Raw genomic sequence first — 11,359 nt, forward strand, 5'->3', positions numbered from 1 at the left:
AGCATCTAATTTTTATCCTTTCTTATCTTTTTAAAAAAGGAGTTGACAGAGAGACGAACCTGCTGTATTATATTCCATGTTGACTTATTTGGCGGTGTAGCTCAGCTGGCGAGAGCGTACGGTTCATACCCGTGAGGTCGGGGGTTCGATCCCCTCCACCGCCATTAAAATAATAATGATGTAACAAATATCAAAACGATAAAAAAACAGAGATTAACTCAACGTTAATCTCTGTTTTTTTCGTATAGCAAAAGCGCCTTTTTCGACAACTAATAACAGGTAACAAAAGGCGCCGTGTATTCCACTTTGCATTTAAGGTACGCATTCAGAATAAATTTTATTTATAGAGCATTATCTTTTTTAGACAGCAACTGCTATCCCCTTTTAGCACCTCGACCCCCGCGTTTGGATTCCGTGTGCTTCTTCAAAGAGGCAAGGCGATCTTCAGAGTCTTTTAAAAAACGATTCATTTTTGACTCAAAAGATTCAACCCGTTCACGGTTATCTCGTTGACGTTTTGGTTTTGGCTTATCTACCGCTTTTTTAATCGATAGACCAATTTTTCCGTCCTTCTCTACGTTAATGACTTTCACCTTTACTTCATCGCCAACAGAAAGATGTTCATTAATGTCTTTCACATAGTTGTCGGCAACCTCACTAATATGAACAAGTCCGGTTGTTCCTCTTTCGATTTCTACAAAGGCTCCAAAATTAGTGATACCAGTTACCTTACCCTGCAGCTTGCTGCCTACTTCAATTGACATAAAAAAAATGCTCCTCCTTAGAATTTTTAGGAAACTAATAATAGTAACCACCGATGATGTATCATCAGCTTACTATTATATTATAGCCAAGCTGACGAAAGTGTGTCAATAAGATGGTTCTTTATCAGGAACTTTAAAAATTAATTCGCCCTCTTTAGATAAGAAATAGTTTGTCCTCGCTATTTCTAATACATAATCCTCATTTTTTAAACGCTCTGCTTCTTGTTTCAGATTTTTTTGTTCTTTTCTCAAATCCGTCAATTCTGCTTGTAGATTTTCATATTCGTCTGTCTTTTCCGCATAAAGAGAGCGCTGCTGGATATGATATGTAGTCATACCGCCAAGAATAACGAGAGTAATAACTCCAAATAACACCAAACGTCGAATTAAACGTCGCTTTTTTCGATTTTGCCTTTCTACATAGGCATCGTATTGTTGCATGTAATTCGAATCCAGTTTTCTTACGCTTTGTTTACTTGTAGTCAATACCTATTACCTCCTCTTCCAGCGAATTTTCTCCCAAACCTTACTTAAGTTATTCTTTATTGTACTATAAAATCCTGCTATTTGTAATAGAATTCCTTGAACTTTTTTAGGTAGCAACTGGTAGACTCCTCTTAGTAACCATTGGATTGGCGTTACAATCACCGTTAAAACGAAAAGTAGCAGAGAGAGAATCAGTTTTAAAACCCATATAAATACTGTATAAATAACCATTACAATTCCTTTTATCGGTGAAATAATGAAGACTTGTATAAGTCGTGAAAAAAAACGATAGATAGAGAGCGCAATTCGTATGAAATGCTCCAGTAACTTCTTATAATAATTGGAGAGTATCGCTTGATACATTGAAAAACCTAGTAGACATGCTAGTACAATATATAACCTTATCTCTCCACCATTAACCAAAAATAAAATATAAAAAAGCAATAATGTTTGTGAGGTCCAAAACCCTACTTCCATTACATAAATCATGATCTTCCTATTTCTCCAATAAGGAGAGAACCTACGAAAGGTGTCTAGCATGACACCCGTAGACAAGCCACCTGCAATCATAGATAACATTGTTACAAGCTGCGTACTTAAACTCATTTAAATAACTTGCTAAAGAACCCTTTAGCCTTCTCCTGCTGTTCATCAATATAAGAAAGCTCGTAAATTTTCCCTTTGATAACAACAGAACCATCATTAACATCTAGATTTTTCAGCTGTAAATTTTGCCCACGTATAATTAAATAACCCATTACTGTTTCCAGTAAAAATTCTTCATTATCAAAGCTATCCACTTCTTTCACACCTGTAATTTCCAAATTTTTACGATTATTCATTTTTACCGTATGATCTGTAGTAACACGTGGTATATGCTCTTTATTCTCATAATAGTTCATCGCAAAAAACACCCTCCTTATCCATAGTAGTTTATGATAGGAGGGACAAGTATAGAACTTTTTAATTCGTAATTTTTTCTTCTTTTATAATGGTATACATGGATTGGGCTTCCTCTTTTTTCACTGTTTCTCGTAAATTATCAATACGCAGTGTAACTACCTTTTGCCCAAAGCGAATAACAAGCTCATCGCCTACCGTTAATGTCGTAGCCGCTTTAGATTGATTACCATTTACCGTAATTCTACCTTGATCAGCTACTTCCTTGGCTAACGTACGACGCTTAATTAAACGAGATACTTTTAAAAATTTGTCTAGACGCATTGTTTTACTCCTTTTCTTTCGCCTCTTCCCATAATTCATTCATCTCTTCTAAAGTTACTTCTTGAATGGAACGCTGACGATCTTTTAATGCTTGTTCCATATAGGAAAAACGCAAAATAAATTTTTCATTCGTATGATGTAAGGCTACTTCTGGGTTTATTTTATAATACCTTGCTATATTCGCTAGAACAAATAATATATCGCCAAACTCCTTCTCTTGTTCATGTGCATTTCCTTTTTTTATAGCTACCTTAAATTCTTCTAGCTCCTCTTGTAATTTATCATAGGCACCTTGTAGAGAATGCCAATCAAACCCTACTTTTGCTGCTCTTTTTTGTAATTGATACGCCCGTGCAAGTGATGGTAAATGCTTTGCAATACCATCTAACGCAGATGCTCTTGTCTCTCCTTTTTCATCCTTTTTTAATTGCTCCCAATTCTTTACGACTTCATCTGCATTGGAAACAGATTCATTTTGAAAGACATGTGGATGACGATGAATCATTTTTTCCGTAAGGTTTCGAATGACATCATCTATCGTAAAATAACCTTCATCTTCCCCAATTTGACTGTGTAGCATAACTTGTAGCAGTACGTCACCTAATTCTTCAATAATCCCTTCGTCATCTTGTTGGTCAATCGCGTCAATGAGCTCATACACTTCTTCAATAGCATATTCTCGCAGACTTTCATGTGTCTGCTTCTGATCCCACGGGCATCCATCAGGCCCTCTTAACGTATGGATCACTTGGCGTAAATTTGCAAACGTATGATGTAATAAATGCTCCGGTGCGGGTGGGACATAGACACTTGTTAAATTACTAACGTCAACCGTGCGATCTAATTCTTCTAAAGGAACTTCTACTATTTTTTCCCGAGCGCTTCCTACTGCATCAATAATGGTAATTGGATAGTCTGCAGGTAAGTCCTCTAACAATGTCAGTTTTACTTCAGAAGCAATTATTTGGTCATACACTTGCGAAAACACGAGGTGATTGTGATAGCTTATATCTTGACGCTTGAAAGATGTTGCATCAAGAAATTGAAATCCGTCAATAGGATCTATTTTTAATCCGGTAAATAGATCATCTAAATAACTGCTTCCACCGATGATTTCTACCTCACATTCGGAATCCAGCAAGATTTGTACGGTCTTTTCCGCAAGCATGGGATGTCCAGGCACAGCATAGATAACCTGTTCTATTTTCGCTTTTTCTAAAATAATTGCAACAATACGATGGTATACATTAGTAAACTGTTCTTCTTCCTCATAAATTGTATCAAAGGAATGGAAGCTCACACCTTCTGCTTGCAATGCTTGAACAACAGGATGATCCAGCGTGCGGACGTACACGGACTTGTCTAAATTACAAAGCTTTTTATAAATACCTAAAGGTAACTGATCCAAGTCTCCTGCACCAAGACCAATAATTTCGATTTTGTTCATAGCTAGCTCCTTCCTGAGTTATAAAGTGAATTTTTATTGAATGAGGGTTGTTTCTTCCTCCATGAAACTAGTTCGTAGCCTTAGCGAACAAAGGATCGGGGCGCCCGTTTAGCAACGTAGCGAGTGGAACGAATCCACTAAATTTTTAGGAACCATGCTCCTGCAACAGGAGTATGCCGGCGCCCTCCGGCAAGCCCGTCTTTAGTCGGCCTTCCTATTTAGCACGAACCGATGATGACTTATCGTAGGGCGATTTCGTGAAGTCACCTAGTTGCTGGGCGCTTAAGCCGGACGTGGCTTACTATGTTATTTCTCTTATACCAAAGCATCTAATTTTTATACTTTCTTATCCTCGTAGAGAAACATCTCTGTTTAATAAAAACCACGCGTTGTCGCCTTTCTTGAGCACATGCTGGGTTTCGTATTCGATAAGAAAACGAAAGCTTTCCGAATATCAGGCGAACAGACGCCATCGTTCTGCTTATACGATAAACAAATGAACTTTTTTCTTGACGAGCTGTAAGGAAAATGAACAATGATAGATAGAAAGTCAGGAGTTGCTTATGAAAAACTGGGAAAATATGATGGCACATACAACCTTTCGTTATATGGACCATTCAACAACGAACATGTTTGATCAGGAACAATACACCGCTCTTCACTCCTTTGCCATTGATGATGCGCTTGCCCTATCCGTTAGTGAAAAATTATCTCCACCGACAATGAGGCTATGGGTGCATGAACAAACGATTGTACTTGGAATTCCTGATGCAAAACTTCCTTATATCCATGAAGGGGTAGAACAATTAAAACAAGCTGGTTACCATGTTGTCATACGTAATTCAGGTGGACTAGCAGTAGCTTTAGACAGTGGTGTGCTCAATATTTCGCTCATTTTTCCCGATGTTAAAAATGTATCTATTCAAGAAGGATATGAAGCGATGGTCAGCTTTGTCCAATACATGCTAAGTGATTTGACAAAGCGTATTGAAGCATACGAAATTATCCATTCTTATTGTCCGGGAGATTATGATTTAAGTATTAACGGGAGGAAATTTGCGGGAATTTCACAACGTCGGGTAAAAGATGGCGCAGCTGTGCAAATTTATTTAGATGTCGAAGGAGATAGTTTTAAACGAGCGAGTGTAATCAGAGATTTTTATACAGTTAGTAAACGAGGAGAATCGACGAAATTTAGCTATCCCACTGTAGATCCTAATGTGATGTGCTCTTTATCGGAATTATTGCAAACTCCGCTAACCGTAAATGACATGAAGCGTCGAGCAATGAATGCATTATTAAAAGTTAGCGAACATGTTGTTGAAACTAATTTCACACCGACAGAGTATGCACACTATCGCAAAAGATTAGTACAGATGAAGAAACGTAATACAGTAATTCCGGAATGAAAAGCATCTAATGCAAAGCAATAAGCAAACCAAGAAATCTTTCTAGGCGTAATATATGCCCATTCACATTCTCAACTAAAAGAAAACGTTCTTTAATAATAACTAAGAAAGATAAGATAAGATTGTACAAGTACTCTAGGCCCCTACTGATTCGGTGGGGTTGTCAGTTAAAGGAGCCGGATGCGTCCGGTTCTTTTTATTAAATAAGAAAATATATAATAAAGTGCTAGTGGATATGGAAATAGCCGCGTCCGACTCCATCGTCCTATGATAAGTCATCGCCGATTCACGGACCTGCCGCGACGTCGGCCATACCCTTGTTTTAGTGGCATGATTCCTTTATTTCCGTTATTGCTTTCCATCGCAATCTTGCTAAACCATACCCTACACTGTGTTCTTAGATTCCAAATTGATGAATTTCATCTCATTAGTATTAAAATTAAGATAGAGAGGAAATCAAGAGTAATCTTTTCCAACCAATTGTATATACTAAGGATATACAATTGGCTTAGGATGTGTTGGCATAAGACCTGCGCTTGTCTTATCACCTAAAACAATTTAATCAAGTAACAGGTTTTACGGTTCTGTGTCCAATCACAAAAATCGTCAGAGGCTTGGGGGTATGAAGTTGCCCTTCCTGACGGTTTAGCTATATCTGGAGTTATACTCACTGACCAAAGATTGGAACACTAGAAAGTTAAAAATAAAAGGACAAGCCCCAGAAGAAATAGTGGAAGATTGCTTAGCTAAAATACATACATTGTTAGGGCAATAAACATTTCCCCAATAGTCCCCCACTGCTTCAGCCAAGGGGGGCTAACCAACCTAGCGTTTGTCTAAGTTGCGCGGCTTAGTTAGGTATCTTTACGTAGTACAACAATCAAGGATAAAAATTCTCTTTACCATAAGAAGCAAACTACCCCATATAGCGAAACTCGTGAAAAAGTTCACTATATGGGGCATGGATGACATGTATTTCGTAATATCAGGCTTGAGCTGCTGTAATTACCGCCAAGTTATAAACATCTTCTGCATTACACCCACGAGAAAGGTCGTTAACAGGTTTGTTCAACCCTTGTAATACTGGGCCTACCGCTTCAAATTCGCCTAAACGTTGCGCAATTTTATATCCGATATTACCTGCTTCTAAACTAGGAAAAACAAACACATTTGCATCTCCCTGTAATACAGCACCAGGCGCTTTTTTGGCAGCAACGCTCGGAACAAACGCAGCATCAAATTGAAATTCCCCATCAATTACTAATGATGGATTCTTTTCTTTGGCAATTTGTAATGCTTCCACTACACGTTCTGTTTCATCTGATTTTGCTGAACCTTTTGTTGAAAAGCTTAACATAGCAACACGCGGGTCAATACCAAATAGTTGCGCCGTATTTGCACTCTCCACTGCGATTTCTGCCAAATCTTGGCTGTCAGGTTCGATATTAATAGCACAATCGGCAAACACATATTTTTCATCACCACGAACCATAACGAATGCGCCCGATGTCTTTTTCACACCTTCTTTCGTTTTAATAATTTGTAGAGCAGGTCTAACTGTATCAGCGGTTGAATGAACAGCGCCACTAACAAGACCATCCGCTTGATTCATATAGACAAGCATGGTACCAAAATAGTTTTCATCTAAAAGTATTTTTTCAGCGTCTTCCTTCGTTGCTTTTCCTTTACGACGTTCTACAAAAGTTTCGACCATTAAATCAAATTGGGCAAAATCTTTTGGATCAATTATTTTACATTGTGATACATCTACTCCTGCTTTTTGCGCCTGTTGCTTGATCTCTACTTTGTCACCAAGCAAAATCGGCATTAACACCTTTGTTGCAGCTAGCTGGCTAGCAGCTGTCAATATACGTTCATCTGTCCCCTCTGGGAAGACAATAGATTTAGATTGACTAGAAACTTTTTCTTGCATTTGTTTAAATAATTCACTCACTTTTGATAAACCTCCTATATGGTTATACTTAAATAGTAGATGATTTTTACGATAAATGAAAGTATTTCTCTTCTATGTCCCTTATGTTTTTTGACATTCTCATGACAATTAAACATATCTCTCTTTATTAGAAGTCTATCTCATGCTTAGCATGCCCTATTTATGCTATAGTAGAGGCAGATTTGCCAATTTGCCATGTCTATTGCATATTAGAAAACCTTGGTGGCTTGTCGCCAAGTTTAAGTAGGAAAATTTGGTTTATTGCCAAGCCAAGTCTTTAGGCGAAATATATTTTTTATGAAAAAACCGCCTGCAAGTCTCATAGTAGATGGTGGTTATCCAAATGTAAGTCATGGCGGTTTTTTGTACTTAAACTTATCGTATCAATAAAGGGGAGATTACAATGGTAGAAGCAGTAGAAACGATGGATGGATGGTATAGTTTGCATGATTTTCGCACTGTCGATTGGACTTCATGGAAGCTTGCAAGTGAAGAAGAGAGGCAAGAAGCAATTCATAGTTTACAGCAAATGCTTACTAAATGGGAAGAAGTAGAAGCAGCTAAAAACGGAAGCCATGCCCTTTACAATATTGTTGGTCAAAAAGCTGATTTGATGTTCATGTTTTTGCGCCCAACTACGAACGAGTTAGCAGCTATTGAAAATGAATTGAATAAATCAAAGATGGGAGCATTTTTAATCCCTGCTCATTCTTATTTTTCCATAGTAGAACTATCTAAATACCGCCCTTATAAAGAGGAGCATCCAGAATTAATTCCAGAAATAGCTCAGCGGTTAAAACCAATTCTTCCAAAATGGGAGCATGTTTGCTTTTATCCTATGGATCGCCGCCGTCACGGAGATGAAAACTGGTATACATTAGAAAAAGATGTACGCGGTAAATTATTATATGAACACAGTATGACAGGTCGTAAATATGCCGGTAAAGTATCACAAATCATCACTGGTTCCATTGGACTTGATGATTGGGAATGGGGCGTAACATTATTCGCTCACGATCCATTACAATTCAAAAAAATTGTTTATGAAATGCGATTTGATGAAGTTAGCTCGAGATATGGAGAGTTTGGAGAATTCTTTGTAGGTAACTATTTAGCGAAAGAACAGCTTCCTGCCTTCTTTAAAATATAAAACAACTTGGTGCCTTTACACGTTGGCTTCGTCCCATGTGTAAAGGCTTTTTTTCACTATAAAATCTCGTATAAGTAAAACTAGTGCTTTCGCCTTTAGATCTTGGCGACAGGCGAAGTTTTTCTAAAACAAATCATAACTATGTTCCTTGTAGCATACATATGATAATGCACCGAGATTGGACAGAAATGGGGATTGCTCATGTCACTAGTGGCTCATACCGATAAAGATATTGAATTATTAGCAAGATTAATGCGAGCAGAAGCAGAAGGTGATGGTGAGTTAGGAATGTTAATGGTAGGAAATACAGGCATAAACAGAGTCATCGCCGATTGCTTAGACTTTACAAATATACGTAACATTCGAAACATGGTATACCAAAGCCCCGGAGGTTTTGAAGCTACACAAAGAGGATATTTTTACCAAAGAGCAAGAGAATCAGAAAAACGCCTAGCACGTAGAGTTATCCAGGGAGAACGACAGCATCCAGCTTCTAACTCTCTATGGTTTTTTCGGCCAGAAGGGAGTTGCCCAGCACAATGGTTTGGACAGTGGAACGTTGGACGGTACAAATCGCATTGCTTTTTTGCCCCAACCGCTTCAGAATGTCCGACCGTTTATCGTTAATAAGGAGGAGGAATGAAAAATAGCAACTGCTATTATTTGAGAAGATATTTCTTCGTGCTTTAAACTTAAACCCTATTCAGTTTTAAGGAGGAGTTTCATGAGTGAAAACCAAACAAACCCGCAAATGAATACGTATCCGTATTATCCGTATTATTACCCAGCAACGTCACAAGCCTATTATCCAATCTATCCAATGCGGCAACCTTCTCATCAGTCCTATGCACCGTCTCAACAGCCCTATCCAACAACAAGTGGTTTTAACCAAAACCAAGGCATGCTACCAGAACAAGAATCCTATATTGAAAATATTTTACGATTAAATCGTGGTAAAGAAGCAACGGTATATATGACATTTGAAAATAACGACCAATGGAATGCCAAAGTATTCCGTGGCATTATTGAAGCAGCCGGTCGTGATCATATTGTTATAAGTGACCCACAATCTGGGAAACGCTACTTATTGTTAATGGTATATTTAGATTACGTTACATTTGATGAAGAACTGAATTATGCCTATCCATTTGGCGAAACTTCGGGCAATGTTTCCTATCCACCTCGGTAGTACCATTGGAACTTTGACAAAGGCGCAAGCGCCCGTTTAGCACGTAGCGACTGGGACGAATCAACCGAGATAAAGGAATTGCGGTGAGGCTACGCACCGATGATGACTTATCGTAGGGCAATTTCGTGAAATCATCTAGTTGTTGGGCGCTGGAGCCGGACGTCGCTAATCGGTTATTTCTTTATACACAAGCACCTCACTTTAATACTTTCTTATCTTAAAAATAAGGGATGGCACATACTCAATTCCTCTATGCCATCCCTTATTGCCATCGTATATGCAACATCTGGCTAAGTTAGTAAAAGTCATGACGACTAATTTACTATACTGTAAAATTTTTTACTTTCTATAGTACAAAAAGAGAGGCGAGCACCATGAAACAACCTTACGAAAAATTCATGATAGTAGAGCTGTTAGCTTTAGGTGCTGCCAGTCTTTTTACTTTTATTGCTTTAATCAAAGGCTACACGATTGTAATTATATTAGGTTTGCTCTTGGTTGCAGGAAGTCTTATCGCTGACAGCCTCGTGCAATGGCATTTATACCGCTCCATCCCTTCCCACACAATAAAACAAGCCGTACGTGCGTTACTCGTGTTTATCTTCACGTTGCTTTTCCTACTACGGCTGTAAACAGAGAAGCCATATATTTATACATATCTTGCAATAAATGTACCTAGTAGAATCCAGCCAATTAAAAATGCTACGCCTCCTATAGGAGTAATCATCGCAAAGGTTTTGATACCCGTTGTAGAGTAAATGTACAGACTGCCTGAAAATAATAAAATGCCAATAAAAAACAGCCAACCTGCCCAAGTCACTCCAACACTATGTACTTTCATCATTAATATGCCTGTTACAAATAATGCCATCGTATGGAACATTTGATAATTTACCGCTTTTTCCCATGTAGCTATTGCACTTTTAGATATTTTCCCTTCTAATCCATGTGCACCAAATGCTCCTAAAGCAACAGCTAAAAACCCATTAATAGCGCCTAAAATTAAAAATAGTTTCATGTTCTCCCTCTTTTCTTATGAAGTTAGAGAAGCAAGTACTATGGCTTAAAAATCAAACAATGAATCCCCATTTGCTTCTTCGTGATCTATCTTTGCTTGTGGATTTACCTCTTTTTGTTGGTTAATTTTTGCTGCCCCCTTTTCTCCAAGCATCATTTTTATTTCTGCTGCAGAAAATTGCGTTGAATCTTGTGCTTGCGTCATCGATTTTTCTTGCTCATCAAGCAACAAATCGCATAATAAACGAATATGACGAACATGTTGCCGTAAAACAAGCTCGTTATCCACGTTATTGTTTGCAACATGTAATTCCTCTAACATTTTATTGATTATAGTCGTATTGGTTACAGCCATACCAAGTTCTCCTAACATTTATTTTGTACCTTCATTATAAATTGAGTTCATACTAAAAACAATTAGCCTGTCTGCATTTATCAAGTTTTTCTTGACATAGTTAATAACGCCTCTATCTTTCAGCCATTATGTATACGGTTTGATTCGAAAAACTTAGCTTTTTTCGCCAATTACTGTGGCAGAAGAACGCCGTCGTTTTGCTTATACGATAAAAGAACAAAGGCTCGGGGCGCCCGGTTAGCAACGTAGCGAGTGGAACGAATCAACTAAAGTTTTAGGAATCATGCTCCTGCAACAGGAGTATGCCGGCGCCCTCCGGCAAGCCCGTCTTTAGTCGGCCTTCCTATTTAGAACGAACCGATGA

General features: G+C 38.1%; 14 protein-coding genes and 1 tRNA gene. 6 read left to right on the plus strand and 9 right to left on the minus strand.

What is annotated here, in order from left to right:
• Positions 1 to 90: 90 nt before the first annotated feature.
• Positions 91 to 164 (plus strand) — tRNA-Met (locus tag HLX49_RS15950).
• 210 nt (positions 165 to 374) lie between these two features.
• Here HLX49_RS15950 and HLX49_RS15955 read toward each other — a convergent pair.
• The 6 genes from HLX49_RS15955 to yabN all read right to left on the minus strand — a co-directional run bounded on the left by HLX49_RS15955 (position 375) and on the right by yabN (position 3,921).
• Entirely contained in the window at positions 375 to 764 is a 390-nt protein-coding gene (locus HLX49_RS15955) for a S1 domain-containing RNA-binding protein (protein ID WP_077701799.1), read from the minus strand.
• Between the two features lie 105 nt (positions 765 to 869).
• A complete protein-coding gene (locus HLX49_RS15960) occupies positions 870 to 1,250 on the minus strand; it encodes an FtsB family cell division protein (RefSeq protein WP_101933058.1) in 381 nt (126 codons plus the stop codon).
• Between the two features lie 6 nt (positions 1,251 to 1,256).
• Positions 1,257 to 1,856 carry a spore cortex biosynthesis protein YabQ gene (gene yabQ / locus HLX49_RS15965; protein WP_077701798.1) on the minus strand — a complete coding sequence of 200 codons (600 nt, stop codon included), beginning with the start codon at positions 1,854 to 1,856 and terminating at the stop codon, positions 1,257 to 1,259.
• Positions 1,853 to 2,152, minus strand: a complete 300-nt coding sequence (gene yabP, locus HLX49_RS15970) for a sporulation protein YabP (protein WP_073011477.1) — start codon at positions 2,150 to 2,152, stop codon at positions 1,853 to 1,855. Before yabP ends, yabQ begins: the two co-directional genes overlap by 4 nt.
• Before the next feature lie 61 nt (positions 2,153 to 2,213).
• Positions 2,214 to 2,474: an RNA-binding S4 domain-containing protein gene (locus HLX49_RS15975; RefSeq protein ID WP_073011480.1), complete on the minus strand. Its 261-nt coding sequence runs from the start codon at positions 2,472 to 2,474 to the stop codon at positions 2,214 to 2,216.
• 4 nt (positions 2,475 to 2,478) lie between these two features.
• Positions 2,479 to 3,921: a bifunctional methyltransferase/pyrophosphohydrolase YabN gene (gene yabN / locus HLX49_RS15980; protein ID WP_296363136.1), complete on the minus strand. Its 1,443-nt coding sequence runs from the start codon at positions 3,919 to 3,921 to the stop codon at positions 2,479 to 2,481.
• 563 nt (positions 3,922 to 4,484) lie between these two features.
• Here yabN and HLX49_RS15985 point away from each other — a divergent pair.
• Positions 4,485 to 5,330: a lipoate--protein ligase family protein gene (locus HLX49_RS15985; protein ID WP_101932879.1), complete on the plus strand. Its 846-nt coding sequence runs from the start codon at positions 4,485 to 4,487 to the stop codon at positions 5,328 to 5,330.
• Between the two features lie 985 nt (positions 5,331 to 6,315).
• Here the strand turns inward: HLX49_RS15985 and pta are convergent.
• Positions 6,316 to 7,284, minus strand: a complete 969-nt coding sequence (pta, locus tag HLX49_RS15995; protein WP_296363137.1) for a phosphate acetyltransferase — start codon at positions 7,282 to 7,284, stop codon at positions 6,316 to 6,318.
• 403 nt (positions 7,285 to 7,687) lie between these two features.
• Here pta and hemQ point away from each other — a divergent pair, with 403 nt between their 5' ends.
• The 4 genes from hemQ (at position 7,688) to HLX49_RS16015 (ending at position 10,255) form a co-directional block, all read left to right on the plus strand.
• A complete protein-coding gene (gene hemQ / locus HLX49_RS16000) occupies positions 7,688 to 8,434 on the plus strand; it encodes a hydrogen peroxide-dependent heme synthase (protein ID WP_077706478.1) in 747 nt (248 codons plus the stop codon).
• A 201-nt stretch (positions 8,435 to 8,635) separates the two neighbouring features.
• On the plus strand, positions 8,636 to 9,061 hold the full coding sequence (locus HLX49_RS16005) for a cell wall hydrolase (RefSeq protein ID WP_077706479.1): 426 nt from the start codon (positions 8,636 to 8,638) through the stop codon (positions 9,059 to 9,061).
• A gap of 97 nt (positions 9,062 to 9,158) precedes the next feature.
• The gene (gene gerQ, locus HLX49_RS16010; protein WP_077706481.1) at positions 9,159 to 9,623 is read left to right on the plus strand and encodes a spore coat protein GerQ; all 465 of its coding nucleotides are present in this window, start codon (positions 9,159 to 9,161) and stop codon (positions 9,621 to 9,623) included.
• Positions 9,624 to 9,997: 374 nt separating this feature from the next.
• Positions 9,998 to 10,255, plus strand: coding sequence for a hypothetical protein (locus HLX49_RS16015; protein ID WP_077706483.1), 258 nt, complete (start codon positions 9,998 to 10,000; stop codon positions 10,253 to 10,255).
• Positions 10,256 to 10,272: 17 nt separating this feature from the next.
• On the opposite strand, the gene HLX49_RS16020 is transcribed toward HLX49_RS16015, so the two are convergent.
• Together HLX49_RS16020 and HLX49_RS16025 are read right to left on the minus strand one after the other, a co-directional pair.
• The gene (locus tag HLX49_RS16020; RefSeq protein ID WP_077706485.1) at positions 10,273 to 10,641 is read right to left on the minus strand and encodes a DUF423 domain-containing protein; all 369 of its coding nucleotides are present in this window, start codon (positions 10,639 to 10,641) and stop codon (positions 10,273 to 10,275) included.
• A gap of 45 nt (positions 10,642 to 10,686) precedes the next feature.
• A complete protein-coding gene (locus HLX49_RS16025) occupies positions 10,687 to 10,995 on the minus strand; it encodes a YwdI family protein (RefSeq protein ID WP_077706487.1) in 309 nt (102 codons plus the stop codon).
• Between the last annotated feature and the right edge of the window lie 364 nt (positions 10,996 to 11,359).

This window comes from Virgibacillus sp. (assembly GCF_013393565.1).
In the GTDB taxonomy this organism is placed as follows: domain Bacteria; phylum Bacillota; class Bacilli; order Bacillales; family Amphibacillaceae; genus Virgibacillus; species Virgibacillus dokdonensis.